The organism is Mesorhizobium onobrychidis, assembly GCF_024707545.1.
Taxonomy (GTDB): Bacteria; Pseudomonadota; Alphaproteobacteria; order Rhizobiales; family Rhizobiaceae; genus Mesorhizobium; species Mesorhizobium onobrychidis.
The window spans coordinates 919,011-944,207 of sequence record NZ_CP062229.1 but is presented as its reverse complement, the minus strand read 5'-3'; the positions used below and the strand labels follow the sequence as shown (position 1 = coordinate 944,207).

General features: G+C 63.3%; 25 protein-coding genes. 10 read left to right on the top strand and 15 right to left on the bottom strand.

Annotation, left to right across the window (positions count from 1 at the left end; all coding sequences use genetic code 11):
- Positions 1-40 precede the first annotated feature (40 nt).
- From IHQ72_RS04485 to mdh, 6 genes are all read right to left on the bottom strand, one after another.
- A complete protein-coding gene (locus IHQ72_RS04485; protein WP_258121361.1) occupies positions 41-3,028 on the bottom strand; it encodes a 2-oxoglutarate dehydrogenase E1 component in 2,988 nt (995 codons plus the stop codon).
- A gap of 131 nt (positions 3,029-3,159) precedes the next feature.
- Complete coding sequence (gene sucD / locus IHQ72_RS04480) at positions 3,160-4,062, bottom strand: succinate--CoA ligase subunit alpha (protein ID WP_258121360.1); 903 nt, start codon at positions 4,060-4,062, stop codon at positions 3,160-3,162.
- Positions 4,063-4,117: 55 nt separating this feature from the next.
- The gene (locus tag IHQ72_RS04475; RefSeq protein ID WP_258121359.1) at positions 4,118-4,489 is read right to left on the bottom strand and encodes a cupin domain-containing protein; all 372 of its coding nucleotides are present in this window, start codon (positions 4,487-4,489) and stop codon (positions 4,118-4,120) included.
- A 36-nt stretch (positions 4,490-4,525) separates the two neighbouring features.
- Positions 4,526-5,032: a hypothetical protein gene (locus IHQ72_RS04470; protein WP_258121358.1), complete on the bottom strand. Its 507-nt coding sequence runs from the start codon at positions 5,030-5,032 to the stop codon at positions 4,526-4,528.
- 58 nt (positions 5,033-5,090) lie between these two features.
- Positions 5,091-6,284, bottom strand: a complete 1,194-nt coding sequence (gene sucC / locus IHQ72_RS04465; RefSeq protein ID WP_258121357.1) for an ADP-forming succinate--CoA ligase subunit beta — start codon at positions 6,282-6,284, stop codon at positions 5,091-5,093.
- Positions 6,285-6,315: 31 nt separating this feature from the next.
- A complete protein-coding gene (gene mdh, locus IHQ72_RS04460; RefSeq protein ID WP_027153710.1) occupies positions 6,316-7,284 on the bottom strand; it encodes a malate dehydrogenase in 969 nt (322 codons plus the stop codon).
- A 220-nt stretch (positions 7,285-7,504) separates the two neighbouring features.
- On the opposite strand from mdh, the gene IHQ72_RS04455 reads away from it, so the two are divergent.
- Positions 7,505-7,933, top strand: coding sequence for a GNAT family N-acetyltransferase (locus IHQ72_RS04455; RefSeq protein ID WP_258121356.1), 429 nt, complete (start codon positions 7,505-7,507; stop codon positions 7,931-7,933).
- A gap of 66 nt (positions 7,934-7,999) precedes the next feature.
- Here IHQ72_RS04455 and zapE read toward each other — a convergent pair whose 3' ends face one another.
- Positions 8,000-9,196 (bottom strand): cell division protein ZapE, encoded by a 1,197-nt coding sequence (zapE, locus tag IHQ72_RS04450; RefSeq protein WP_258121355.1) that lies wholly within the window; start codon positions 9,194-9,196, stop codon positions 8,000-8,002.
- Between the two features lie 83 nt (positions 9,197-9,279).
- Positions 9,280-9,822: an AprI/Inh family metalloprotease inhibitor gene (locus IHQ72_RS04445; RefSeq protein WP_258121354.1), complete on the bottom strand. Its 543-nt coding sequence runs from the start codon at positions 9,820-9,822 to the stop codon at positions 9,280-9,282.
- A gap of 292 nt (positions 9,823-10,114) precedes the next feature.
- Here IHQ72_RS04445 and IHQ72_RS04440 point away from each other — a divergent pair, with 292 nt between their 5' ends.
- The 7 genes from IHQ72_RS04440 to IHQ72_RS04410 all read left to right on the top strand — a co-directional run bounded on the left by IHQ72_RS04440 (position 10,115) and on the right by IHQ72_RS04410 (position 16,959).
- A complete protein-coding gene (locus IHQ72_RS04440) occupies positions 10,115-11,125 on the top strand; it encodes an MBL fold metallo-hydrolase (protein ID WP_258121353.1) in 1,011 nt (336 codons plus the stop codon).
- 190 nt (positions 11,126-11,315) lie between these two features.
- A complete protein-coding gene (locus tag IHQ72_RS04435; RefSeq protein ID WP_128175373.1) occupies positions 11,316-11,477 on the top strand; it encodes a DUF1328 family protein in 162 nt (53 codons plus the stop codon).
- Positions 11,478-11,654: 177 nt separating this feature from the next.
- Positions 11,655-12,539, top strand: coding sequence for a diaminopimelate epimerase (gene dapF / locus IHQ72_RS04430; protein WP_258121352.1), 885 nt, complete (start codon positions 11,655-11,657; stop codon positions 12,537-12,539).
- A complete protein-coding gene (gene mtaB, locus IHQ72_RS04425; RefSeq protein ID WP_258121351.1) occupies positions 12,539-13,876 on the top strand; it encodes a tRNA (N(6)-L-threonylcarbamoyladenosine(37)-C(2))-methylthiotransferase MtaB in 1,338 nt (445 codons plus the stop codon). The genes dapF and mtaB overlap by 1 nt, the downstream gene beginning before the upstream one ends.
- Positions 13,877-13,887: 11 nt before the next feature.
- Positions 13,888-15,585: a signal recognition particle-docking protein FtsY gene (gene ftsY / locus IHQ72_RS04420; RefSeq protein WP_258121350.1), complete on the top strand. Its 1,698-nt coding sequence runs from the start codon at positions 13,888-13,890 to the stop codon at positions 15,583-15,585.
- Between the two features lie 62 nt (positions 15,586-15,647).
- On the top strand, positions 15,648-16,322 hold the full coding sequence (locus IHQ72_RS04415) for a septation protein A (protein ID WP_258121349.1): 675 nt from the start codon (positions 15,648-15,650) through the stop codon (positions 16,320-16,322).
- A gap of 16 nt (positions 16,323-16,338) precedes the next feature.
- A complete protein-coding gene (locus tag IHQ72_RS04410; RefSeq protein WP_258121348.1) occupies positions 16,339-16,959 on the top strand; it encodes a pyridoxamine 5'-phosphate oxidase family protein in 621 nt (206 codons plus the stop codon).
- Between the two features lie 94 nt (positions 16,960-17,053).
- On the opposite strand, the gene IHQ72_RS04405 is transcribed toward IHQ72_RS04410, so the two are convergent.
- Both IHQ72_RS04405 and IHQ72_RS04400 read right to left on the bottom strand, forming a co-directional pair.
- Positions 17,054-17,263: a tautomerase family protein gene (locus IHQ72_RS04405; RefSeq protein WP_128244159.1), complete on the bottom strand. Its 210-nt coding sequence runs from the start codon at positions 17,261-17,263 to the stop codon at positions 17,054-17,056.
- A gap of 32 nt (positions 17,264-17,295) precedes the next feature.
- Entirely contained in the window at positions 17,296-18,213 is a 918-nt protein-coding gene (locus IHQ72_RS04400) for an SMP-30/gluconolactonase/LRE family protein (protein WP_258121347.1), read from the bottom strand.
- Positions 18,214-18,518: 305 nt separating this feature from the next.
- Here IHQ72_RS04400 and IHQ72_RS04395 point away from each other — a divergent pair, with 305 nt between their 5' ends.
- The gene (locus tag IHQ72_RS04395) at positions 18,519-18,686 is read left to right on the top strand and encodes a hypothetical protein (protein ID WP_258121346.1); all 168 of its coding nucleotides are present in this window, start codon (positions 18,519-18,521) and stop codon (positions 18,684-18,686) included.
- A gap of 55 nt (positions 18,687-18,741) precedes the next feature.
- Here IHQ72_RS04395 and IHQ72_RS04390 read toward each other — a convergent pair whose 3' ends face one another.
- From IHQ72_RS04390 to ccmA, 5 genes are all read right to left on the bottom strand, one after another.
- Positions 18,742-19,785 carry a DUF2332 domain-containing protein gene (locus IHQ72_RS04390; protein WP_258121345.1) on the bottom strand — a complete coding sequence of 348 codons (1,044 nt, stop codon included), beginning with the start codon at positions 19,783-19,785 and terminating at the stop codon, positions 18,742-18,744.
- Between the two features lie 15 nt (positions 19,786-19,800).
- Positions 19,801-20,379: a DsbE family thiol:disulfide interchange protein gene (locus tag IHQ72_RS04385; protein ID WP_258121344.1), complete on the bottom strand. Its 579-nt coding sequence runs from the start codon at positions 20,377-20,379 to the stop codon at positions 19,801-19,803.
- Positions 20,376-20,543, bottom strand: coding sequence for a heme exporter protein CcmD (ccmD, locus tag IHQ72_RS04380; protein ID WP_258121343.1), 168 nt, complete (start codon positions 20,541-20,543; stop codon positions 20,376-20,378). Before ccmD ends, IHQ72_RS04385 begins: the two co-directional genes overlap by 4 nt.
- A gap of 150 nt (positions 20,544-20,693) precedes the next feature.
- Positions 20,694-21,359, bottom strand: a complete 666-nt coding sequence (gene ccmB / locus IHQ72_RS04375) for a heme exporter protein CcmB (protein WP_258121342.1) — start codon at positions 21,357-21,359, stop codon at positions 20,694-20,696.
- Between the two features lie 223 nt (positions 21,360-21,582).
- Complete coding sequence (ccmA, locus tag IHQ72_RS04370; protein WP_258121341.1) at positions 21,583-22,191, bottom strand: heme ABC exporter ATP-binding protein CcmA; 609 nt, start codon at positions 22,189-22,191, stop codon at positions 21,583-21,585.
- Positions 22,192-22,472: 281 nt separating this feature from the next.
- Here ccmA and acnA point away from each other — a divergent pair, with 281 nt between their 5' ends.
- Complete coding sequence (acnA, locus tag IHQ72_RS04365) at positions 22,473-25,163, top strand: aconitate hydratase AcnA (RefSeq protein WP_258121340.1); 2,691 nt, start codon at positions 22,473-22,475, stop codon at positions 25,161-25,163.
- The last annotated feature ends 34 nt before the right edge of the window (positions 25,164-25,197 follow it).

The window sequence follows — 25,197 nt, the reverse complement described above, 5'->3', positions numbered from 1 at the left end:
CCGTTTTCTGTCGGTTCTGTTCTATTCGCCGAGCGCTGTTCTATTCGCCGAGCGCGTCTTCGAGCAAGGCGGCAAGCTGGGCGAGATGCTTCAACATCAATCCGGTCGCCGGCGACGCGGCGGCCGGCCGGCCGGTATAGCGCACCCGCTGATGCTTGGCGTCGATATGCGCCAGCACCCATTCCAGATACGGATCGATGAACGACCAGGCGCCCATATTCTTGGGCTCCTCCTGGCACCACACCATCTCGGCATTGCGGAAGCGTGACAGTTCGGTGATCAGCGCCTTGGCCGGAAACGGATAGAGCTGTTCGACGCGCAGCAGGTAGATGTCGTTGATGCCGCGCTTCTCGCGCTCCTCGTAGAGGTCGTAATAGACCTTGCCCGAGCAGAGCACGACGCGGCGGATCTTCGAATCCTTGGTGAGCTTGATCGCCTGGCCGGGGAGCTGCTGGGCATCGTCCCACAACAGCCGGTGGAACGCGCTTTCGCCCGACATCTCCGGCAGCGTCGACACCGCCCGCTTGTGGCGCAGCAGCGACTTCGGCGTCATCAGGATCAGCGGCTTGCGGAAATCCCGCTTCAACTGCCGGCGCAAGATGTGGAAATAGTTGGCCGGCGTCGTGCAGTAGGCCACTTGCATATTGTCTTCGGCGCAAAGCTGCAGGAAGCGCTCGAGCCTGGCCGACGAATGTTCCGGCCCCTGGCCTTCATAGCCATGCGGCAGCAGGCAGACGAGGCCCGACATTCTGAGCCACTTGCGCTCGCCCGACGAGATGAACTGGTCGAACACCACCTGGGCGCCGTTGGCGAAATCACCGAACTGGGCTTCCCAAAGCGTCAGCGCCTTCGGCTCAGCCAGGCTGTAGCCGTATTCGAAGCCGAGCACGGCCTCTTCCGACAGCATCGAGTTGATGACCTCGAAGCCGGCCTGCGCCGCCGACAGATTGTTGAGCGGAATGTAGCGTGTCTCGTCGCGCTGGTCGTAGAGCACGGAGTGGCGTTGCGAGAACGTGCCGCGCTCCGAATCCTGTCCCGACAGCCGGACCGGATTGCCGTCGAGCAGGATGGCGCCGAAGGCCAGCGACTCGGCCGTCGACCAGTCGATGCCTTCACCCGACTCGATCGCCTGGCGGCGGTTCTCGAGGAACCGCATGATCGTCTTGTGGGCCGCAAAATCCTTCGGCACCTCGGTCAGCTTCTTGCCGATCTCCTTCAGCGTCTTGACCGGCACGGCGGTCTTGCCGCGCCGCTGTTCGTCCTGGTTGTCGGCCGTGCGCAGGCCCGACCAGGCGCCATCCAGCCAGTCGGCCTTGTTGGGCTTGTAATGCTGGCCGACCTCGAATTCCTGCTCGAGATGTGCCCGCCAGTCGGCCTTGAGCTTGTCGAATTCGGCCTGGGTGAGGTGGCCTTCGGCGATCAGCCGGTCGGCATAGATCTGCACCGTCGTCTTGTGGCTGCGGATGCTGCTATACATGATCGGCTGGGTGAAGGCCGGCTCGTCGCCTTCATTGTGGCCGAAGCGGCGATAGCAGAACATGTCGACCACGACAGGCTTGTGGAACTTCATGCGGAATTCGATCGCCACCTTGGTGGCATGGACCACGGCTTCCGGATCGTCGCCATTGACGTGGAAGATCGGCGCCTCGATCATCTTGGCCACATCCGACGGATAGGGCGACGAGCGCGAGAAGCGCGGATTGGTGGTGAAGCCGATCTGGTTGTTGATGATGAAATGCAGCGTGCCGGCGACGCGGTGGCCGCGCAGGCCCGACAGGCCGAGGATCTCGGCAATCACGCCCTGGCCGGCAAAGGCGGCGTCGCCATGCAGGAGCAGCGGCAGCACCTTGGCGCGCTCTTCCAGCGGCACGATCTCCTCGCGGCTGCGGCCGAACAGAGAGTCCTGCTTGGCCCGCGCCTTGCCCATCACCACCGGATCGACGATTTCCAGATGCGAGGGATTGGCAGTCAGCGACAGGTGCACCTTGTTGCCGTCGAACTCGCGGTCCGACGAAGTACCGAGATGGTACTTCACGTCGCCCGAGCCCTCGACCTCGTCGGGCGCGGCCGAGCCACCTTTGAACTCATGGAAGATGGCGCGGTGCGGCTTGGCCATAAACTGGGAGAGAACGTTCAGCCGGCCGCGATGCGCCATGCCGAGCACGATCTCCTTCATGCCGAGCTGGCCGCCGCGCTTGACGATCTGCTCCAGCGCCGGGATCAGCGCCTCTGCGCCGTCGAGGCCGAAGCGCTTGGTGCCCTTGTACTTGACGTCGATGAACTGCTCGAAGCCTTCGGCTTCGACCAGCTTCTGCAGGATCGCCTTCTTGCCGGTGGCGGTGAAGGAGATCTCCTTGTCGGTGCCCTCGATGCGTGCCTGGATCCAGGCCTTCTCCTCGGGATCGGAAATATGCATGAACTCGACGCCGAGCGTCGAGCAATAGGTGCGGGTCAATATGTCCAGCATCTGCCGGATGGTGCCGAATTCGAGCCCGAGCACATTGTCGAGGAAGATCGGGCGATCGTAATCGGCGGCGGTGAAGCCGTAATTTTCCGGCGACAGCTCGTTGTAATCCTCGAGCGGCTTGGCGATACCGAGCGGATCGAGATTGGCGTGGAGGTGGCCACGCATGCGGTAGGCGCGGATCATCATGATGGCGCGCACAGAATCGCGCGTCGCCTGATGCACGTCGGCGTCGGAAAGGGTGACGCCGTTCATCACCGCCTTGTGCTGGACCTTCTTCTCGATGTGCTTCTCGACGATGCCCCAATTGCCGTCGAGCGCCGACACCAATTCGCCATTGGCCTGCAGCGGCCATGAGGGTTTGGCCCATGAGGCGCCCTTGGCATTCTTGCGGACATCGCCGGCGTCGTCCTTCAGCGCCGCGAAGAAGTCCTGCCATTCGGGGTCGACCGAAGAGGGATCGTCCTCATAGGCGGCGTAGAGCGCATCGATATAGTCGGCATTGCCGCCATAGAGGAAAGAGGTAAGCGAAAATTGGTCGTTGGCCTGATCGTGTCTTGCCATTTTTTTCCGCGGAGCCTGGCTCCGTCTCCTTTTCCGAAGGGGAGTAAGGGAATAGGGCAGTAGGGAAAGTGGCAATTGTCGCCACTCGTCCCGTTCTTCCTATTCCCCTACTCCCATACTGCCCTACTCCCTTAACCTTTGATCGCTTCGACCAGGGTCGTGCCGAGCCGGGCCGGCGACGGCGAAACCTTTATTCCGGCCGATTCCATTGCCGCGATCTTGTCCTCGGCGCCGCCCTTGCCGCCGGAAATGACCGCTCCCGCATGACCCATGGTGCGGCCGGCCGGGGCCGTGCGCCCGGCGATGAAACCGGCCATCGGCTTCTTGCGGCCACGCTTGGCTTCGTCCTTGAGGAACTGCGCGGCGTCTTCCTCGGCCGAGCCGCCGATCTCGCCGATCATGATGATCGATTGGGTCTCGTCGTCGGCGAGGAACATCTCCAGCACGTCGATGAACTCCGTGCCTTTGACGGGGTCGCCACCGATGCCGACGGCGGTGGTCTGGCCGAGGCCGACATTGGTGGTCTGGAACACTGCCTCATAGGTAAGCGTTCCCGAGCGGGAAACAACGCCGACCGAGCCCTTGCGGAAGATGTTGCCGGGCATGATACCGATCTTGCATTCGTTGGGAGTTAGGACGCCGGGGCAGTTGGGGCCGATGAGCCGCGATGTCGAGCGGTCGAGCCTCGCCTTGACCTTGATCATGTCGATCACCGGTATGCCCTCGGTGATGCAGATGATCAGCGGGATCTCGGCTTCGATCGCTTCCAGGATCGCCTCCGCGGCGCCCGCCGGCGGCACATAGACGACGGAAGCATTGGCGCCGGTCGTTGCCTTGCCTTCGGCAACCGTGGAAAAGATCGGCAGGCTCTCGCCCTTGTCGCCGGTCCAGGTCTCGCCGCCCTTCTTGGGATGGATGCCGCCGACCATTTTTGTCCCGTGATAGGCCAGCGCCTGTTCGGTATGGAACGTGCCGGTCTTGCCGGTCAGGCCCTGCACGAGGACCTTGGTGTTCTTGTCGACGAGAATGGACATGGTGGTCCTTTTTTACAAACCGTTGATCGAGGAAGGCTGCGCGGTCATCGTCAGGTCAGAGACGCTTGAGATCGGCGACGGTGAGGTCGCTCTTGGCGTTGCCGGTGTTGAGCGTCGTCGCCGGCTCGAACATCAGCACCACCGGCTCCTCGCTCAGCGAGCGCGGCCGGTGCTCGACGGACCGCGGCACGACGATGAACTCGCCGCTGCCAAGCTCCACCGTGCCGTCGCGGAAATCGATGGCGATGCGGCCGCGCAGCACGAGGAAGGCTTCGTCCTCATTGTCATGCGCGTGCCAGTCGAAGACTTCGCCGAACTTGGCGATCTTGACCTGGCTGTCATTCACGTCGCCGGCGATATGCGGATCGAAGACTTTTTTGATCTTCGCATCCGCCGCCTCGACGAGGTTTATTTTGTGCGGAGGCACCAGATTAGCCTTTCAAACTTGTTGGTGGAGGGAGGGTCACAGTGGATTCACCGCTTGAGGCCGATGAGTTCCAAAACGAAAAACGCCACTGAACTTGTCGTCTACCGGCTTGTCGCCGATGGTCCAGATAAAGAGGCATGCGGCACTGCCGTCCACAGCAGCCTGGCATTCCTTGTTTGCGTAAATGCGGACGTAGTTTTGGTCCGCCAGATCGCCAAAAATCTCTTCCTTTGGCACCTCGACCAAACCTTGCGAGCGAGCGTAGTTGTCAAACTCTGCCATTCGGATCGTAGTTCCGAAGATCTCACAGACATCGATCGACTCATTCCCATTTGATCCCGCCGGCTTGAGCATGACAAACGGCGCTGAGAGAGTTCCAGTCCTCGTTCGATCAAAAGTCTTTCTGCCATGGTCGTCAGAATCGATCGAAAATCCATTCGCAATCGTCAATTGCTCCGCTTTGGTCAAATCGCCGTTGGCTGCGATACAGATATTCTTGTAGAGCACTATTGCATCCGAAATCTCTTCCGCTTGCGCCGCCATGGCGATGCAGCTTAGGCCAATTGCGCACAGAAGTCGGGGCGAGACCATCGGCTACCCCTCAACCCTTCACCGCCGCCACGATCTTCTTGGCCGCGTCGTCGAGGTCGTCGGCCGAGACGACGTTGAGCCCGCTGTCGTTGATGATCTTCCTGCCGAGCTCGGCATTGGTGCCTTCCAGCCGCACCACCAGCGGCACCTGCAGCCCGACTTCCTTGACAGCCGCGATGACACCCTCGGCGATGATGTCGCACTTCATGATGCCGCCAAAAATGTTGATCAGGATGCCTTTGACCGCCGGATCCTTGGTGATGATCTTGAACGCCGCCGTCACCTTCTCCTTCGACGCACCGCCGCCGACATCGAGGAAGTTGGCGGGCTCGGCGCCGTAGAGCTTGATGATGTCCATCGTCGCCATGGCGAGGCCGGCGCCGTTGACCATGCAGCCGATGTTGCCGTCAAGCGCAACATAGGCGAGGTCGTATTTCGACGCCTCGATCTCCTTCTCGTCCTCTTCGGTGATGTCGCGCAGCTCCAACACGTCGGGATGGCGGAACAGCGCGTTGTTGTCGAACGACACCTTGGCGTCGAGCACGCGCAGCCGGCCGTTTCTCATGACGATCAGCGGGTTGACCTCGAGCAGGCTCATGTCCTTCTCGACGAACGCCTTGTAGAGGATCGGGAACAGCGTCTCGCCGTCCTTGGCGGCCTCGCCGTCGAGCTTCAGCGCGCCGTTGAGTTCTTTCAAATCATCCGCCGTTATGCCTTTTTCCGGATCGATGGCGACGGTGATGATCTTTTCCGGCGTGTCGTGGGCGACCGCCTCGATGTCCATGCCGCCCTCGGTCGAAACGACGAAAGCGATGCGGCCGACAGAGCGATCGACCAGCAGCGACAGATAGAGCTCGCGGTCGATGTCGGCGCCGTCCTCGATGTAGAGGCGGTTGACCTGCTTGCCGGCCGGGCCGGTCTGCTTGGTGACCAGCGTGTGGCCGAGCATTTCGTTGGCGTTGGCGACGACATCGGCCACCGACTTCGCCAGCCTGACGCCGCCCTTGGCGTCGGGGCCGAGCTCCTTGAACTTGCCCTTGCCGCGGCCGCCGGCATGGATCTGGCTCTTCACCACATAGAGCGGGCCGGGCAGCGCCTTGGCGGCGGCTTCCGCCTCGCTTGCCTCGAACACCGGCACGCCTTCGGCCACCGGTGCGCCAAAGCCCTTCAGCAGCGCCTTGCCCTGATATTCATGGATGTTCATGCTAGATGTCTCCGGGTCACTTGGCGGCGGGTCACTTGGCGGCGAGTTGCGGAGCGATCTTGACGCAGGCCTCGCACAGGCCCTGCACCGCCGCCACCGAGTTGTCGAACATCTTCTGCTCGGCCTTGCCGAGCTCGATCTCGATGACGCGCTCGACGCCGCCGGCGCCGATCACCACCGGCACGCCGACATAGGTGTTCTTGACACCATACTGGCCGGAGAGATGCGCAGCACAGGGCAGCACGCGCTTCTTGTCCTTGAGATAGGCTTCGGCCATGGCGATCGCCGAGGCGGCCGGTGCGTAGAAGGCCGAGCCGGTCTTGAGCAGGCCGACGATCTCGGCGCCGCCGTCTCGGGTGCGCTGCACGATCTGGTCGAGCTTTTCCTTCGAGGTCCAGCCCATCTTGATGAGGTCGGGCAGCGGGATGCCGGCGACCGTCGAATAGCGGATCATCGGCACCATGGAATCGCCATGGCCGCCGAGCACGAAGGCGGTGACATCCTCGACCGACACCTTGAACTCCTCGGCCAGGAAGTAGCGGAAGCGCGAACTGTCCAGCACACCGGCCATGCCGACGACATGGCTCTTCGGCAGTCCGGAGAACTTCTGCAGCGCCCAGACCATGGCGTCGAGCGGATTGGTGATGCAGATGACGAAGGCTTTCGGCGCGTATTTCTTGAGACCCGCGCCAACCTGCTCCATGACCTTCAGGTTGATGCCGAGAAGGTCGTCGCGGCTCATGCCGGGCTTGCGCGGCACGCCGGCGGTGACGATGCAGACGTCGGCGCCCTCGATGCCGGCATAATCGTTGACGCCGGTCAGCCTGGAGTCGAAGCCATCGACCGGCGACGACTGCGCGATATCCAGCCCCTTGCCTTGCGGGATGCCCTCGGCGATATCGAACAGCACAACGTCGCCGAGATCCTTGAGGCCGATCATGTGGGCGAGTGTGCCGCCGATCATGCCCGAGCCGATGAGCGCTATCTTGTTGCGTGCCATGTGAGGATGTTGTCCCTTTAGACTGTGACGGCGCCATGACGGCGTCGAAGAAGCGGGCCGGAATGCTGCGGGGAAGCCGCGAATTTTCGCCGCCCCCAAATAGCCCCAGCGCGTAAGAAATTCAAACGATTATTTTGGAGTGAGATTTTTCAATCGGTTAGATGGGTTGGGATTTACGTAAACGTCAAAGTTTATAAGCCGACTTGGGAGATTTTACACAATGGATGTGGAAATCGTAAGGCTCAACCACGGCGATGACGCCCTTGTGATGCGGTTCGCCGAGGATGTGTTCGATGAACCGGTCAGGCCGGATCGGCTGGCAGCGTATCTCCACGAACCCGGCCATTTCATGATCATCGCCGTGGCCGAAGGCATAGTCGTCGGCCAATGCGCAGCCGTCATCCACCGCCATCCGGACAAGGTGAGCGAACTCTACATCGACGAAGTCGGCGTGGCGCCGGCCTTCCAGCGCCAGGGCATAGCGAGGAAAATGCTCGACGCCATGTTTGAGCTCGGCCGGGAGCATGGCTGCGAGGAGGCATGGGTCGGCACAGAGCCGCGCAATGTCTCGGCGCGCGCGCTTTATGAGGCGCGGAAGGAGCCGCACGGGCCGGCGGAGGAGTTCGTGATGTATGTGTATCGGTTGTAGGGGCCGGTGGGACAGAGGGGGGCGCGAAGGATCGCTACCGAACGACATTCTGGAGCTATCGGTGACTTAGGCCTGCGCCTGCTGCGCTTCGGTCAGCGTCGCCTTCTGCCTCTCCGCCCAATCTTCCAGCCATTCATGGCTCTGCATCTCGATCAGCCGTGACGCCGTGCGCTCGAACTCGAAGACCTCGTGGCCGCGCTTGGCCGTATACAGCTGCGGTGGCGGTGCCGCGGCGCTTACCACCAGCCGCACATGATGGTCGTACAGCGTGTCGATCAGCAGGATGAAGCGCTTGGCCTCGTTGCGCATGCCTTCGCCGAGCACCGGCACATGATCGATGAAGACGGTCGAGAAGCGGCCGGCAATCGCCAGGAAATCGCGGGCGCCGAGCGGTTTTTCGCACAGATCCCCGAAGGAAAACCGCGCCGCTTCGCCGGCGGCACGCGGCACCACGACCTGCCGGCCCTTTACCGTCAGCGCCGCCTCGGCCGCCGGCCTGCCATGCGTCATCACTTCCCAGGCCTCGTCGAGGACAGCGTCGGCGGCGGCATCGGCGGGGGTGACATAGACCGGCAGGCGGCTGAGCTTGTCCAGCCGATAGTCCTTGTCGGCGTCCAGCGCCAGCACCTGCGCATGCCGCTCCAGGATGCCGATGAAGGGCAGGAAAAGCTTGCGGTTCAAGCCGTCGCGGTAGAGATCCTGCGGCGCGACATTGGACGTGGCGACCAGCACGACGCCATTGGCAAACAGCGCCGAGAACAGCCGGGACAGGATCATCGCATCGGCGATGTCGGTGACGGAAAACTCGTCGAAGCAAAGCACCCAGGCGTCCTCGGCCAACGTGCGGGCCACCGGCGCGATCGGGTCGTCTTCCCTGACGGCGCCCTCTTTGCGCGCCTGCCGGTGCTTCTGGATGCGGTCCTGCACATCGGCCATGAAGTCGTTGAAATGCACACGGCGCTTGCGCCTGACCGGCACCAGCTCGAAGAACATGTCCATCAGCATGGTCTTGCCGCGGCCGACGCCGCCATGGATGTAGAGGCCCTTGACGGCCTCGCGCGTCTCGCGCTTGCGGGCGAACAGCCAGCCCAGCGCGCTCGATTTGTGCGCCAGCCGCTTTGCCGAAATCTCATCGATCAGCCGGTCGAGTGCCGCGACGATCCGCTCCTGCGCCGGATCGCGCTCGATCAGGCCTGACACAACCAGATGGTCGTAGCGCTGCCGGACGGTCGCATGGGTCTGAAGGCCGTCACGCAGATGCATCGGTCACGTCGTTCTAGAGCAATTCCAGGAAAAGTGTGTCTCGGTTTTCCGTCCGGAATTGCGTAAAAACAAATGGGGGCGGGTCAGCCTCTTGTAAGCGAGATCGGCAGGCCGTTGGAAGTTTGGCCGTCGAATTTCTCTCCGCCCGAGGAATAGAGCCGTGCCAGCGTACCGCCATTCTCGTCGTACAGCGTCAACTGCTTGCCGGCGACGTTCCAGGATTTGATGCCGTCGATCGGCGCCGGGCAATGCAGCGGTCCGGCCCGGTAGCCGGCGCCGAATTTGGTCTGTGGCGTCGCCACCTGGCAGCTCTGGCCGGACACGCTGGCCTTCCACACGCCGGCGACGCTGCCTGCGGTAAGATCCGGCGCTCCGGCCGGAGCCGTCCCGTCCGGCGGCAGCGAGGCAACCTGGGGGCCTTGCGGCGCCGTCGGAAATTTCGACGGGTCGGCGGTGCCGGGCGCCGCCGGCGGCGGCAGCTGGTTTGCGGTCACCGTGCCGGAGGGCGCGGCTTGCAGCGGCCCCGGCTGCTCCTGGTCCATCGACGAGAACCGTGACGTTGAACAGCCGCTCGCAACGAGTGCGGCAAGCGATACGGCCAGCAGACCGGTTTTCGAAAAATTCATTTCAAACCTCCGTCGGATCCGGCTGGGCTGCCGTCCGCACAATCTCCACTCACCAAGATGGAGAAGGTGGCGAAATTTCAACCCGATATGGTTAAAATACTATTTGCGGCAGCACGTGTTGCAACTTTACCACAAAATACATGCAGCCTAAAGCCTGCCCTGTGGGTCTGACCGAGGCGCGCAGCGGTTTTGCCTGGACAGGCATGCCCTTGGCATTCGGCTGCCAAATGCTTGCGCCAGCCGGCTCCGGTCCTATCTCTGATGAAACGGAACCCTGCCGGAGGCGAAAACCTTGGCTGCGAGAAAAAGAGCCGCCAATCGCTATTATAGCGGCCCACCGAGCGATCATTTCGACGGCACCTTGTTCTTCAATCCCAACGGCAAGCTGCCTGCCCGCTTTTCCGATCTTCTGAAGTGGCAGCTGGGCGGCGAACGCTCGAAATGGCCGGCGGCGAATCCAAGTCCGTTTCATCAGGCCACGCCGGCCAAGCGGATCGACGGCTCCGGACTGAGGCTGACCATGATCGGCCATTCCTCGCTGCTCATCCAGACAGCCGGCCTGAACATCCTCACCGACCCGGTCTGGTCGCGGCGGGTCTCGCCGCTCTCCTTTGCCGGGCCGAAACGGGTCAATCCGCCGGGCATCGCCTTTTCCAACCTGCCGCCGATCGATCTCGTATTGGTCAGCCACAACCATTACGACCATCTCGACCTCGCCACGCTGAAGCGGCTGAAGACAAGGCACGACCCGCTGGTGCTGACGCCGCTCGGCAACGACGCCATCATCGACGATGGCGTTTCCGGAATGCGGCTTTCCGTGCATGACTGGGGCGAGCGGGTCGATATCGGCAAGGACGTCGCCGTCCATGTCGAGCCGGTGCACCACTGGTCGGCGCGCGGCACCCGCGACCGGCGCATGGCGCTGTGGGCGGGATTTGTGGTCGAGACGCCAGGCGGAAAGGTCTATTTCCCCGGCGACACCGGTTTCCACGACGGCATCAACTACCGGCTGATGGCCGAAAGGCACGCCGGCTTCCGCCTCGCCATCCTGCCGATCGGCGCCTACGAGCCGCGCTGGTTCATGGCGCCACACCACCAGAATCCGGAGGAGGCGGTGCAAGGCATGCTTTTGTGCAACGCCGCCTATGCCGCCGGCTGCCATTGGGGCACGTTCCGGCTCACCAACGAGCCGATCGACGAGCCGGCCAGAAAGCTTGGCGAAGCCCTCGACGATCAAGGTATCCCGCAAGAACGCTTTCGCGCCTTGCGTCCCGGCGAGGTCTGGGACGTGCCGGCGGTCTAGAGCGGCGGACTTTCAAGTCGAAGCGAACCGCCGCTCTATCTTCTTGTTTGAGCATCGGATTTTCCCAAAACCGGTACCCACTTTTGGGTCCGATGCCTAGGCAGGCAACCGGCTTCGCGGCGCAGGGGAACCCGGGACGTCGCAAACGCGTTGGTTGGCATCCACAACCGTCGGCTGCGAGGGATCCCCCATGATCAAATGGATTGTCATTCTTCTGATCATCGCGGCCGCGGCCAGCCTGCTCGGCATGCCGGCATTGGCCGGAGCCGCCGCCACCGGCGCCCGTATCCTTATCGGCATCGTGCTGATCATCTTCCTGCTGGTCATGCTTGGCGTCTTCGCGGTGGCGTAGACACATCGGCCCGAAAATCGGAATCGATTTTCGGAAAGCACGTTGCGCGGGTTCAAAGTGTCAGAGCGTACTTTGTGCGTCCAAGTGGACGCACGTCGCTCTGACACGTGCGCACACTGGTAATTTCGGCCGGTATCCGCCATATAGGCGCCAAACCGGCATGAGACCTTTCGATCCATGGCAAGTACTGCCCCCTTCGCCAAGATGAACGGCATCGGCAACGAAATCATCGTTGCCGACATGCGCGTTCGCGCCGATCGGGTGACGCCGGCTGCCGCCCTTGCGCTCAATGCCGATGCGGCGACGAAATTCGACCAGATCATGGCGATCCACGACGCCAGGACGCCGGGCACCACCTTTTTTATCGACATTTTGAATTCCGACGGAACCGGCGCGCAGGCCTGCGGCAACGGCATGCGTTGCGTGGTGCAGGCACTTGCCGCCGAGACCGGCCAGAAGACATTCGCCTTCGAGACAGTCGCCGGCATCCTCAACGCCGAAGAACATGCCGACGGGCTGATCTCGGTCGACATGGGCAAGCCGCGTTTTGGCTGGCAGGATATTCCGCTGGCCGAGGAATTCCGTGATACCCGCATGATCGAGCTACAGATCGGCCCGATCGACGCGCCTGTACTGCACTCGCCCTCGGTCGTGTCGATGGGCAATCCGCACGCTATCTTCTGGGTCGACCGCGACGTCTGGTCCTATGAGCTCGACCGGTTCGGCCCGCTGCTCGAAAACCACCCGATCTTCCCCGAACGCGCCAACATCACCATCGCACGGGTGACCTCACCCGAGACGATGGTCATCCGCACCTGGGAGCGCGGCGCCGGCCTGACCAAGGCCTGCGGTACGGCGGCTTGTGCCGCCGTCGTCGCTGCCGCGCGCACCAAGCGGACCGGACGCAGCGTCTCTCTGATGACGCCCGGCGGCGGCTCCTTGCATGTCGAATGGCGCGGCGACGACCACGTCATCCTCACCGGCGCCGCCGAATGGGAATTTTCCGGCAGCTTCGATCCGTCGACCGGGGTGTGGGCCCGCGACACCGAAAGCGCCGCCTGATGGCTCCTCTTGCCAAGAAGGGTCCCGCTCTTTCCAGGGGCCCCACTCTTCCCAAAGGTGTTGACGTCGTCACCTTCGGCTGCCGGCTGAACACCTACGAATCCGAGGTCATGCGGCGAGAGGCGGAAAGCGCCGGCCTTGGCGCGCTGGAAGGCGGCGCCATCATCTTCAACACCTGCGCCGTCACCGGCGAGGCGGTGCGCCAGGCAAAACAGTCGATCCGCAAGGCCCGCCGGGAGAACCCGGCCGCCCGCATCATCGTCACCGGCTGCGCCGCGCAGACCGAGCCGCAGAGTTTCGTCGCCATGGACGAGGTCGATCTCGTCCTCGGCAATGAAGAGAAGCTGAAGGCGCATTCCTATCGCGCGCTGCCGGATTTCGGCGTCAACGATACCGAGAAGGCTCGCGTCAACGATATCTTTTCGGTACGCGAGACGGCCGGCCACATGGTCGACGCCATCGAGGGCCGGGCGCGGGCTTTTGTCCAGGTGCAGAACGGCTGCGATCATCGCTGCACCTTCTGCATCATCCCCTATGGCCGCGGCAATTCGCGCTCGGTGCCGATGGGGGCCGTGGTCGAGCAGGTCGAGCGCCTGAGCGGCAATGGTTATGCCGAGATCGTGCTGACCGGCGTCGACATGACCAGTTTCGGCGCCGACCTGCCTGGCAGCCCGAAACTCGGCAAATTGGTCAAGACAATCCTGAAGCAGGTGCCTGGTGTAAAACGCCTCCGCCTCTCCTCGATCGATTCGATCGAGGCCGACGACGATCTGCTCGACGCCATTGCCACCGAGCCCAGGCTGATGCCGCATCTGCATCTGTCGCTGCAGGCGGGTGACGACATGATCCTGAAGCGGATGAAGCGCCGGCACAACCGCGATCAATCGATCCGCTTTTGTGAGGATTTGCGCAAATTGCGTCCCGGCATCGTCTTCGGCGCCGACATCATCGCCGGCTTCCCAACCGAGACGGACGCCATGTTCGAAAAATCGCTGGAGATCGTCGAGGAATGCGGGCTGACGCATCTCCACGTCTTCCCGTTCTCGCCGCGCGAAGGCACCCCCGCCGCGCGCATGCCGCAGCTTCGCCGCGAGGTGGTCAAGCAGCGTGCGGCACGGCTGCGCACCGCCGGCGACGCCGCCTATATCAGTCACCTCGCCACACTCGCCGGAACACGCCAGTCGATCCTGGTCGAGCGCGACGGGCTCGGCCGCACCGAAGGCTTCACGCTCGCCGCGGTCGCCGCGGGTGCGCCGGGCGAAATCGTTGAGGCTGATATCGCCGGCCATGACGGTATCAGACTGATCGCCGCGCCGCCTGCCGCTCGCGCCGCCTGAGACGCAAGAACATGGCTGGTTTTCTCAAGAAGATATTTTCGTTCGGCAAGAAGGAAGTGGTCGAAGAGCGGATCGACGAGTCAGCACCCCTGCCGCCGATCAAATGGGATGCGCTGGAGGCGCTGAAGCCGGCGGCCGAGCAGGCCGTACCGGAATTTTTGAAACGCGAAGAGCCTCGGCCCGAGGCAGAAGCTGCGCCCGCGGCCGAACCGGAGGCACCTTCCGCACCGCAGCCGGCGCCTGTTGACGAGGCCGGGCCCGAACCTGCGCCGACCATTCCGCCCGAGCCTGAAATCCAGGCAGAGCCTGTTCCGGTCGAGGAGCCGGAGGCGCCTGCCGAGGAGCCGGCGCCCGAGCCTGAAATCCAGACAGAGGCTGCTCCGGTCGAGGAGTTGCAGCCGTCGGAGCCGGAACCGGCTGCTGAGGAGCCGGAGCTCGAAGAAATCCCGGCTGCTCCCGTCATTCCCGAGCCAGCTCCTGCACTAGGGCCTCGGGAACTTCCTGAGCCCGAGCCGCAGCAGCCAGAAATCGCCCCGTCCCAGCCGGAAGAACAGCCGGCACCGCCCGCCGAGGCCCCCTCAGCAGCGCCCGAAGCGCCGCCGGCCGAAATCCCGCCCCCCATTCGCCAGCCGGCGCCGATCGAGGCGAATCCGGTCCTTGCCGAGATCGCACCCGAGCCGGAGGCCGTTCCGCAACCACCGCCGGAGCCAAAGCCGGCCCCCGGCAAGGTCACCGTAACCAAGAAGGTCGAGCAGAAAGCCGAGCCGCAGAAGGCGCCGGGACCGGCACCGAAGCGCTCGTGGTTCCAGCGTATGAAGGAGGGGCTTGCCCGCTCTTCCCGGGAACTGTCCGGCAACATCGCCGGCGTCTTCACCAAGCGCAAGCTGGACGAGGACACGCTGCAGGATCTGGAGGACGTGCTGATCCGCGCCGATCTCGGCATGGAGACGGCGTTGCGCATCACCGATTCGCTGGCCGCCAGCCGCTACGGCAAGGACGTCTCCGAGACGGAAGTCCGCGCAATCATGGCGGCCGAGGTGGAGAAGGTGCTGACCCACGTCGCCATGCCGCTGGAGCTCGATCTCAGCCACAAGCCGCATGTCATCCTTGTCGTCGGCGTCAACGGCACCGGCAAGACCACGACGATCGGCAAGCTGGCGGCAAAGCTCACCGACGGCGGCCTGTCGGTGATGCTCGCGGCCGGCGACACGTTCCGTGCCGCCGCGATCGAACAATTGAAGATCTGGGGCGAGCGGACCAAGTCGCCGGTCATCGCCTCGAAGCTTGGCGCCGATGCGGCAGGTCTTGCTTACGACGCCTTCGAACAGGCCAAGCAAGCCGGCTCCGACGTGCTGATCATCGACACCGCCGGGCGGCTGCAGAACAAGACCGAGTTGATGGCGGAACTGGAAAAGATCGTCCGGGTGCTGGGCAAGCTCGATCCGGAAGCGCCGCACACCGTGCTGCAGACGGTCGACGCCACCACCGGCCAGAACGCGCTCAACCAGGTCGAGATCTTCCGCAATGTCGCCGGCGTCAACGGCCTGGTGATGACCAAGCTGGACGGCACGGCACGCGGCGGTATTCTGGTGGCGATCGCGGCAAAGCACAAATTGCCGGTCTATTTCATCGGCGTCGGCGAACAGGTCGACGACCTCGAACCTTTCTCCGCAAGCGAGTTCGCCAGGGCGATCGCTGGAGTGGCATAACAAGCATGATCCCAAGAAGTTGCAGACTTCTTGGACAGGATCTTGCGCAAGAAGGAAAGCCTATGAACCCGCGCATCCTCGAACGCGACCCGTCCGACCCGCAGAAACAGAAGAAGGAAGGCGTCAATCCGCTGCTCAAGCTGGTGCTGGAGCTCGGCCCGCTTATGGTGTTCTTCTTCGCCAACGCGCGAGGCGCATGGCTGTCGCAGAAATTTCCGGCCCTTGCCGAACTCGGCGGACCAATCTTCGTCGCCACCGGCCTGTTCATGGCGGCGACCGCGATCGCGCTGATCGCCTCCTGGCTGCTCACCCGTACCTTGCCGATCATGCCGATGGTGTCGGGCGTCGTGGTGTTCGTCTTCGGCGCGCTGACGCTCTATCTGCAGGACGACATCTTCATCAAGATGAAGCCGACTATCGTCAACATGCTGTTCGGCGGCGTGCTGCTCGGCGGCCTGTTCTTCGGCAAATCGCTGCTCGGCTACGTCTTCGATTCGGCCTTCAGCCTCGATGCCGAGGGCTGGAAGAAACTCACCTTCCGCTGGGGCCTGTTTTTCCTGGTTCTGGCCCTTGTCAACGAAGTGGTCTGGCGGAATTTCTCCACCGACGCCTGGGTTACCTTCAAGGTCTGGGGAATCATGCCGATCACGCTTCTTTTCACCTTCAGCCAGATGCCGCTGATCATGCGCCATTCGCTTGAAGGCAAGACCGGAAACGAAGAGAAGGCCGGCAAGTAACGGTTAGGGGGAGGGCATGGAATTCGTCACCACGCGCGAAGAGCTGAGAACGATCTACAAGACGCCTCGGCCGACCGACGGCTCGATCCGCAAGGAACTGACGGCGCTGGATGGCCACAGCCGTTCCTTCATCGGCAAAAGCCCCTTCGTGCTGATCGGCTCCTCCGACGGCGCCGGCAACGCCGATGTGACGCCGAAGGGCGACAAGCCAGGCTTTGCCGCCGTGCTCGACGAGAAGACCATCGCCATCCCCGACCGGCCCGGCAACAACCGGCTCGACACGCTTGAGAACATTCTTCTCAACCCCTCGGTCGGGCTGCTCTTCCTCATCCCGGGCATGAACGAGACGCTGCGCGTCAACGGCGATGCCCGCATCACCATCGATGCGGGCTTGCGCGAGCGGCTCGCAGTCGACGGCAAGGAACCGCAAAGCGTCGTTCTGGTGACAGTCAAGGCCGCCTACATGCACTGCGCCAAGGCTTTCATGCGCTCCGATCTGTGGAAGCCGGAAACCTGGTACGACCGCGCGACGCTGCCGACACTCGGCCAAATCCTGCGCGACCAGTTGGCGCTCGCCGATTCGGCCGAGGCGACCGACCGCTGGCTGGACGACGAATACAAACACACCATGTGGTAGACTTTTTCGGACATGATCCGTCCGAAACACGTCTCGGCCTTCGCCGCCGGCTGACGGCCGCGCCGCAACCATCAAAGGTCGCGGCGAAATTCCTTCAACGTTTGCTGCGCATCGTCTCGACATCGGTCTCGCCAACGAACCAGTCACGCGCAGCGACCTCCTCGAAAACCACCCAGACGTCGTTGCTGGTCAGGCCGGTGGCGCCGGTGATGGCTGCCGTCACCTGGGCAGCGATCGCGGCCTTTTTGCCGGCCGGGTCATCGGCAATCACCTCCTTGACCAGGCGGATGTTCACGAATGGCATGGTGCCCTCCCTTGGATATGCTTGGCGGCCGCTCAAAATGTCTTCGCGCCATTGACCATCAGCCGGACCATGTAGAGCGAGGTCGTGCCGGCGATGTAGAGGCAGTTCAGCTTGTTGCCGCCGAATACGCAATTGGCGACGACTTCCGGCACCTTGATCCTGCCGATCAGCGTCCCGTCAGGATCGTAGCAATGGATGCCGTCGGCGGCACTGGTCCAGATGCGCCCTTGGTCGTCGAGCCTGAAGCCATCGAACAGGCCAGCCGTGCAGTCGGCGAAGACCTTTCCGCCGGAGACCTTCTTGCCACCCTCGTCGACATTGAACACCCGCATATGCGCCGGATTCTCAGCGCCATGCGTGCGGCCGGTATCGACGACATAGAGCTTGCTCTCGTCGAGCGAGAAGGCGAGCCCGTTGGGCCTGACCATGTCGATGATCACCGCGTCGATCTCGCCGGTACCGGGATCGGCCCGGTAGACATGGCAAGCGCCGATCTCACTCTCGGCCTTGTCGCCCTCATAATCCGTATCGATGCCGTAGGTCGGGTCGGTGAACCAGATCGAACCATCGGACTTGACCACCGCATCGTTGGGCGAGTTCAGCCGCTTGCCGCGCCATTTGTCGGCGATGGTGGTGATCGAGCCGTCATGCTCGGTGCGGCTGACCCGCCGGCCCGAATGCTCGCAGCTGACCAGCCGGCCCTGCCGGTCGACGGTGTTGCCGTTGGAATTGCCCGACGGCTGCCGGAACACGCTGACGCTGCCGTCGGTCTCGTCATAGCGCAGCATGCGGTTGTTGGGTATGTCGGACCACACCACATAACGGCCGGCCGCGAACCAGGCCGGCCCTTCCGCCCACCGGCATCCGGTGAACAGCTTGTCCACCTGTGCGTTGCCGTTGAACAGCCGCGCAAAGCGTGGATCGAGAATTTCGTAGTGTTCGGCGGCCATGGTTTCCTCCCGGTCATGCAAATCGTAGTGCCGGCGCGATCAAGCCAGCCGGAGATCGATATGGCAAGGTCGTTGAATCGGTCTCACCGCATCTTGAGACATCGGGGCAATACGCGGCAAGGCCGCCCTTGCTCAAATGACGGGCCCTAAATGACGGCGCTCATGCGCCGTTAACCGGCTATGCGCTCAGTGCAATGGTGCATTGCAACATCTTCTTTTTGCAACGCACCATAACTATGTCATCCTTCATATCGATCAGGGAGGAACAACCTGCCGCAACAATGCGGCACAGAAGGAACCTCGCTATGATTCTCGACAGCCTCATGAGCCGGGCTCGCGCCAGCATCGCCAAGCGCCGGCAATACAATCGCCTCGTCGCCGAAATCGACAATTTTTCCAGCCGCGATCTGGCCGACATGCGCGCCGATCGCAGCGAAATGCTCTATCAGGTCCACAAGCAGATCTACGGCTGAGTTCGGCGTTCGATCCCGAACCGAAGGTCAGCGCAGCAAAAATTGCAGATCGGGCTTAGCCGATCCATTCGATCCAGCGGCCGTGGTAATCGCAATGGGCCAGACGGCGCGTCTCGCCGCCCGGCCATAGAGTGAGGCTGAGTACCGCCCACTGCTTCGTGGGATCGCGCGGCTCCATCCTCAGCCTTGCGATAGGCGCAGCGGCCGTGGCCTGTCTGCCCGCCTGCTCCAGCGTGGCGATGATGGCATCCTTGGTCGCCAGCGGCAGGTATTGCCACATGATCGAATGATAGAGCACGAAGGCGCCGCCCTGCTGCCGTGCAGCCAATGCCTTCTCGACAAAATCCGCCGCGTCCGCTTTGACAAGCAGCGGTGGAAATTTCTCGGCAAGTGACAGCCCGGCGTCGAGCCGGGCCAGCCGCGCTGCCTGATCGGCCCAGACATAAGACCGAAGCCGTAACCGCGCCGCTGCGTCGGCGAGATCGACCGGCGCGATGTCGCAGCCGGCGCGATGGCGGACGTCGATCGCTCCACCAAGCGGAACAGCGCGGCCGCGCGCCTCCGGCGCCAACCGGACGGGGGAGGCCGGGTCGCCCCACTCGGCATCGCCGTAGCGATAGTGAAAGCTGTCGAACAGGAGATTGAGCCCGGCGCTGGCGCCGATCTCGCACAGATCCAGCGGCAGGCCGGTTTCCCGCGCGACCGTCAGAAATCCAGGCAGCAGCATCGCCGACCGGGCGATTTCATTGGTCTGCGGCGCGCCGGCGAGGCCAGCGACGATCCGCTCGTCGGATCGCGCAATTGCTTCCGGCAGCACCGCCGCGATCTCATCTTCGCTTGTTTGGTTGGGCGGATAAAGTTGTGTCAGTCGCTCATCCGCACCCGTCAGGACCAACGCATGCAGCGTGCCGCAGAGCCGCAATGAGAGGCCGTCAGCGCGCGCGTCGCCCGGCCAGCCGAGTACCGCCTGCCCGGTCCTGGTGTTTGCGTCGAGAACTTTGGCCAGCGCACGGCATAATTTCGCGGTGAACGGCGAGCCAAGTCCATCGCAGGCTTTCGCCTGGGCCAGAAAATGATCGCGCATGTCTTGTTCATCCATCGCGTTTCCGGTGTGTCAGCCCGGCGCGGCCAGCGCCTTTTCGATCTCCGGCAAAAGCAGCGTCTGCGCCGAGCCTGGCGTCAGCGGGCCGACATGCTTGTAGGCGATCTTGCCGTTTTTGCCGATGACGAAGGTTTCCGGCACGCCGTAGACGCCCCAGTCGATCGCCGCGCGCCCCGCCGCGTCGACGCCGATCGCCTGGAACGGGTTGCCGAGATCGCCGAGGAACCGGCGAGCGTTTTCCGGCTGGTCCTTATAGTTGAGCGCGGCAATGACGAAGCGCCTGTCCTGCGACAGGGCCAGCAGCACCGGATGTTCGTCACGGCATGGCCCGCACCAGGACGCAAAGACGTTGACCAGCGTGACCTTGCCGGCGAACTGCTTGGAATCGAGCCCCGGCAAATTCATGCCCTCCAGCGCCGGCAGATTGGTCTGCGGCGCGGGCAGGCCGATCAGCGCCGATGGCACTTCCGACGTGTCGCGACCGGACAGCAGCTGCGTCAGGAACAGCCCCGCCAGCCCGAGGAAAATCAGCAACGGCAAAAGCACGATCAGGCGCCGCCCGCGCGCCGGCGTTTTGGTCTCCATGCTCATGGCTTGGCTGCCTTGTCGGAACGTCGCCGCACGCCGGACGCTTCCAGTTCGGCGAGGTCCCTCTTGCGTGCCCGCTGGTCGAGAAGAATCCAGCCGATCAGCCCGGCCAGAACCACGGCCGTGATGGCATAGGCAGCGGCCACATAGAGCGCATGCACGCTCATATGCGTCGCTCCGCCGGCGCAAAACCTTCCAGCCGGACCATTCCGCTTCGTTCGAACATGCCTTCCCTTAACCTTGCGCCATCGGCTTCGCAATTGACAGCAGCGCCGCAGCCCTTGACGCCATGCAACCACGAATGATGGCCGGCCACATCAATCCGTTCCATGGCGCAGCGCCAATGCTGCCGCAACCGGCCCCAGCACGGCAAGAAACAAGGTCAGCGCGGCGAGAATGAGGAAAGGCTGCAGGAACGGATCGGGGTTCGCCACCGCGCCATGGCTTGCCGAGACGCCAAAGATCAGCACGGGAATGGTCAGCGGCAACACCAGCACCGAGATCAGCAGCCCGCCGCGCGGCAGCGCCACCGCCACCGCCGCACCGGCCGCCCCGATGAAGGTGATCGCCGGCGTGCCGACCAGGAGGGTCAGCGCCGTGGCGCCGATGCCGATCGGCTCCATATTCATGAACAGGCCGAGCAAGGGTGCCGCGATGACCAGCGGCAGCACGCTTCCCGCCCAATGCGCCAGGCATTTCGTCAGCACGGTCAGCGCCAGCATCTGCCGGTCGTCGCCGAGCACCAGCAGATCGAGCGAGCCGTCTTCGCGGTCGGCCTGGAACAATCGGTCGAGACCGAGCAGGCAAGCAAGCAAGGCGCCGATCCACAGGATCGCCGGGCCGATGCGGGCGAGCAGATTGAGGTCCGGTCCGACGCCGAAGGGGATCGTGGCGATCACCGCGAGAAAGAAGATCACGCCGGTCAGCGCCCCGCCGCCGGCCCGGATATGCAGGCGGATATCGCGCAGGAAGAGGGACCACATTACGATGCGGTCCCTTGTTGGTGGCAAGGCGAAATGTGGAGTTCCTTCGCGCCCCCCTCTGTCCTACCGGACATCTCCCCCACTTGGGGGGAGATTGGCAGCTCGGGCGCCCCATTTATCCTTGCAACGTTGGCAATTGACGAAGGCCGGGCCGACGGCCAATCTCCCCCCAAGTGGGGGAGATGTCCGGCAGGACAGAGGGGGGCGCCGTGGAGCACCGACATCAAACGGCCTCCCCCATCCTCAATTCCTTCGCCCCCCCAAGCCCCAGCGGCAGATGCGTCGCCGCGACGATGATGCCCCCGTCTTCAAGATGCTTCCGCATCAGCATGGCGAATCGCTTTTCCGAAGCCTTGTCCAGCCCGGCCGTCGGCTCGTCGAGCAGCCACAGCGGTCGCCGGCTGACCAGCAATTTTGCGATCGCCGCGCGGCGGCGTTGCCCGGTGGAGAGATAGCCGAACGGCAGATGGCCGATACCATCAAGCCCGACCGTTTCCAGCGCCTCTTCAGCGCTCAAAAAATCCGCGCCCAAAAAATCGCGCCAGAAGCGCAGATTTTCCGCCACGCTCAGCGCCGTCTTCATCGCGTTCTGGTGGCCGAGATAATGGCAGGCCGAGGCGACCGACGGAAAATCCTTACCGCCACCTTCGAGAAGCAAACGGCCTGCCGCCACCGGCAGCAGCCCGGCAACTACCCTGAGCAGCGTCGATTTCCCCGCGCCGTTCGGCCCGGTGACGATCAGCGCCTGGCCTTTTTCCAGGGCAAAACCGATGCCGGAAAAAATCGTCTCGCCGCCGCGTTCGCCGCCCAGATTTTCGGCGATCAGCCGCATTCCATGCCTGTCCCGAAAACATCGCGCCACGGCAGCTGCCGCATCGCACAAAATAGCCTTTCGACTGTCTAGAACTATTCCAGGAAATTCTCTATATCCGGGTCATCCGTGCCAGCGGTCGGCACGGGAAGCGAATTAGCGCCGAACCAGCGCACGCGCCGCCTTGAACGGCTCGGGTTGGCTGGGAACGGACAGCGGAAATGGCCGTACCCGCACCTTTGCGCTTGCATGCCATCGGCGTCCGTTCCCTTTCAGGCTGAACAGACAAGGACGGATCGCACGTGTCAAAATCCCTCGATAGTTTCAATTGCCGCCGCACGCTGACCGCTGGTGGCGCCGAGTATGTCTATTACAATCTCATCGAGGCCGAGAAGAACGGCCTCACCGGCATCGCCCAGTTGCCCTATTCGATGAAGGTGCTGCTGGAGAACCTGCTGCGCAACGAGGACGGCCGTTCCGTCACCAAGGAGAGCATCCAGGCGGTCGCCGGCTGGCTGACCGACCGGGGCACTGCCGGCGTCGAGATTGCCTATCGCCCGGCCCGTGTGCTGATGCAGGATTTTACCGGGGTTCCGGCCGTGGTCGACCTGGCCGCCATGCGCGACGCCATGGCTTCGCTCGGCGGCGACCCGCAAAAGATCAATCCGCTGGTGCCGGTCGACCTGGTCATCGACCACTCGGTCATCGTCGATGAATTCGGCACGCCGCTGGCTTTCGCCAGGAATGTCGAGCTTGAGTACGAGCGCAACGAGGAGCGCTACAAATTCCTGAAATGGGGCCAGCAGGCCTTCCGCAATTTCCGCGTCGTGCCGCCCGGCACCGGCATCTGCCACCAGGTCAATCTCGAATATCTCGGCCAGGTCGTGTGGACCAACACTGAAGGCGGCGAAACCACAGCCTATCCCGACACCTGCGTCGGCACCGATTCGCACACCACCATGATCAACGGCCTTGGCGTGCTCGGCTGGGGCGTCGGCGGCATCGAGGCCGAGGCCGCGATGCTCGGCCAGCCCGTCTCCATGCTGTTGCCCGAAGTCATCGGCTTCCGCCTCACCGGCAGACTCAGGGAAGGCGTCACCGCCACCGATCTCGTGCTCACCGTCACCCAGATGCTGCGCAAGAAGGGCGTCGTCGGCAAGTTCGTCGAGTTCTTCGGTCCGGGTCTGTCCAACATGACGCTGGCCGACCGCGCCACCATCGGCAACATGGCGCCCGAATATGGCGCCACCTGCGGCTTCTTCCCCGTCGACGGCGAAACCATCCGCTACCTCACCATGTCCGGCCGCGAGGAAAACCGTATCGCGCTGGTCGAGGCATACGCCAAGGCGCAAGGCATGTGGCGCGATACCGGCTCGGCCGACCCGGTCTTCACCGACCTACTCGAGCTCGATCTCGGCGACGTCGTGCCGTCGATGGCCGGCCCCAAGCGTCCGGAAGGCCGCGTAGCACTTGAAGGCATTCCGGACGGCTTTGCCAAGGCGATGGAGACCGAATACCGGAAGGCCGCCGAAATCGACAAGCGCTACGCCGTCGAAGGCACCAACTATGATCTCGGCCATGGCGATGTCGTGATCGCCGCCATCACCTCCTGCACCAACACCTCGAACCCGAGCGTGCTGATCGGCGCCGGGCTGCTGGCGCGCAACGCCAACCGGCTCGGGCTCAAGCAGAAGCCGTGGGTCAAGACATCGCTGGCGCCGGGCAGCCAGGTCGTCGCCGAATATCTGGAGAAGTCCGGCCTGCAGAAGGAACTCGACCAGATCGGCTTCAACTTGGTCGGCTTCGGCTGCACCACCTGCATCGGCAATTCCGGCCCGTTGCCGGCGCCGATCTCCAAGACCATCAACGACAAGGGCTTGATCGCTGCCGCGGTGCTTTCCGGCAACCGCAATTTCGAAGGCCGCGTCTCGCCGGACGTGCAGGCGAACTACCTCGCTTCGCCGCCGCTGGTCGTCGCCCACGCGCTGGCCGGGACCGTGACCAAGGATCTGACCACCGAGCCGCTCGGCGAGGACCGTGACGGCAATCCGGTCTACCTCCGGGACATCTGGCCGAGCTCGGTTGAGATCCAGGAGTTCATCGAGAAGAACGTGACGCGCGAACTGTTCGCCCGCAAATATGCCGACGTCTTCAAGGGCGACGAATACTGGCAGAACGTCAAGGCGCCGGAAGGCCAGACCTACGCCTGGGACGACCATTCGACCTATGTGCAGAACCCGCCCTACTTCGCCGGCATGACATCAGGCTTCGGCACAATCGGCGACATCAAGGGCGCCCGCGTGCTCGGCCTGTTCGGCGACAAGATCACCACCGACCATATCTCGCCGGCCGGCTCGATCAAGGCGGCCTCGCCGGCCGGCAAGTATCTTACCGACCATGGCGTCGGCGTCGCCGACTTCAACCAGTACGGCACGCGGCGCGGCAATCATGAGGTGATGATGCGCGGCACTTTCGCCAACATCCGCATCCGCAACCACATGCTGGGCGAGAACGGCCGCGAGGGCGGCTACACCATCCACTATCCGTCGAAGGAAGAGAGATCGATCTACGACGCCGCCATGGAGTACAAGAAGGAAGGTGTGCCGCTGGTCATCTTCGCCGGTGTCGAATACGGCAACGGCTCGTCGCGCGACTGGGCGGCCAAGGGCACCAACCTGTTGGGTGTTCGCGCCGTCATTGCTCAGTCGTTCGAGCGCATCCACCGCTCGAACCTGGTCGGCATGGGGGTCATCCCCTTCGTCTTCGAGCAGGGCACCTCATGGGCCTCGCTCAACCTCAAGGGCGACGAACTGGTCGAGATCGACGGACTGAGCGCCATCAAGCCGCGCCAGAAGATGGTCGCGAAAATCACCTATGGCGACGGCACGGTGAAGAACATTCCGATCATCTGCCGCATCGATACGCTGGACGAGCTCGACTACTTCAAGAACGGCGGCATCCTGCAATATGTGCTGCGCGATCTAGCCGCATAGAGAGAGAGGGGAGTACGGGAGTAGGGCAGTAAGG

What these genes read in the sequence shown, in the direction of transcription:
- IHQ72_RS04485 (WP_258121361.1), bottom strand. Translation starts at nt 3,028, where the DNA reads ATGGCAAGACACGATCAGGCCAACGACCAATTTTCGCTTACCTCTTTC.
- sucD (WP_258121360.1), bottom strand. Translation starts at nt 4,062, where the DNA reads ATGTCCATTCTCGTCGACAAGAACACCAAGGTCCTCGTGCAGGGCCTG.
- IHQ72_RS04470 (WP_258121358.1), bottom strand. Translation starts at nt 5,032, where the DNA reads ATGGCGGCGCAAGCGGAAGAGATTTCGGATGCAATAGTGCTCTACAAG.
- sucC (WP_258121357.1), bottom strand. Translation starts at nt 6,284, where the DNA reads ATGAACATCCATGAATATCAGGGCAAGGCGCTGCTGAAGGGCTTTGGC.
- mdh (WP_027153710.1), bottom strand. Translation starts at nt 7,284, where the DNA reads ATGGCACGCAACAAGATAGCGCTCATCGGCTCGGGCATGATCGGCGGC.
- IHQ72_RS04455 (WP_258121356.1), top strand. Translation starts at nt 7,505, where the DNA reads ATGGATGTGGAAATCGTAAGGCTCAACCACGGCGATGACGCCCTTGTG.
- zapE (WP_258121355.1), bottom strand. Translation starts at nt 9,196, where the DNA reads ATGCATCTGCGTGACGGCCTTCAGACCCATGCGACCGTCCGGCAGCGC.
- IHQ72_RS04445 (WP_258121354.1), bottom strand. Translation starts at nt 9,822, where the DNA reads ATGAATTTTTCGAAAACCGGTCTGCTGGCCGTATCGCTTGCCGCACTC.
- IHQ72_RS04435 (WP_128175373.1), top strand. Translation starts at nt 11,316, where the DNA reads ATGATCAAATGGATTGTCATTCTTCTGATCATCGCGGCCGCGGCCAGC.
- dapF (WP_258121352.1), top strand. Translation starts at nt 11,655, where the DNA reads ATGGCAAGTACTGCCCCCTTCGCCAAGATGAACGGCATCGGCAACGAA.
- mtaB (WP_258121351.1), top strand. Translation starts at nt 12,539, where the DNA reads ATGGCTCCTCTTGCCAAGAAGGGTCCCGCTCTTTCCAGGGGCCCCACT.
- ftsY (WP_258121350.1), top strand. Translation starts at nt 13,888, where the DNA reads ATGGCTGGTTTTCTCAAGAAGATATTTTCGTTCGGCAAGAAGGAAGTG.
- IHQ72_RS04415 (WP_258121349.1), top strand. Translation starts at nt 15,648, where the DNA reads ATGAACCCGCGCATCCTCGAACGCGACCCGTCCGACCCGCAGAAACAG.
- IHQ72_RS04410 (WP_258121348.1), top strand. Translation starts at nt 16,339, where the DNA reads ATGGAATTCGTCACCACGCGCGAAGAGCTGAGAACGATCTACAAGACG.
- IHQ72_RS04405 (WP_128244159.1), bottom strand. Translation starts at nt 17,263, where the DNA reads ATGCCATTCGTGAACATCCGCCTGGTCAAGGAGGTGATTGCCGATGAC.
- IHQ72_RS04400 (WP_258121347.1), bottom strand. Translation starts at nt 18,213, where the DNA reads ATGGCCGCCGAACACTACGAAATTCTCGATCCACGCTTTGCGCGGCTG.
- IHQ72_RS04395 (WP_258121346.1), top strand. Translation starts at nt 18,519, where the DNA reads ATGATTCTCGACAGCCTCATGAGCCGGGCTCGCGCCAGCATCGCCAAG.
- IHQ72_RS04390 (WP_258121345.1), bottom strand. Translation starts at nt 19,785, where the DNA reads ATGGATGAACAAGACATGCGCGATCATTTTCTGGCCCAGGCGAAAGCC.
- IHQ72_RS04385 (WP_258121344.1), bottom strand. Translation starts at nt 20,379, where the DNA reads ATGAGCATGGAGACCAAAACGCCGGCGCGCGGGCGGCGCCTGATCGTG.
- ccmD (WP_258121343.1), bottom strand. Translation starts at nt 20,543, where the DNA reads ATGAGCGTGCATGCGCTCTATGTGGCCGCTGCCTATGCCATCACGGCC.
- ccmB (WP_258121342.1), bottom strand. Translation starts at nt 21,359, where the DNA reads ATGTGGTCCCTCTTCCTGCGCGATATCCGCCTGCATATCCGGGCCGGC.
- ccmA (WP_258121341.1), bottom strand. Translation starts at nt 22,191, where the DNA reads ATGCGGCTGATCGCCGAAAATCTGGGCGGCGAACGCGGCGGCGAGACG.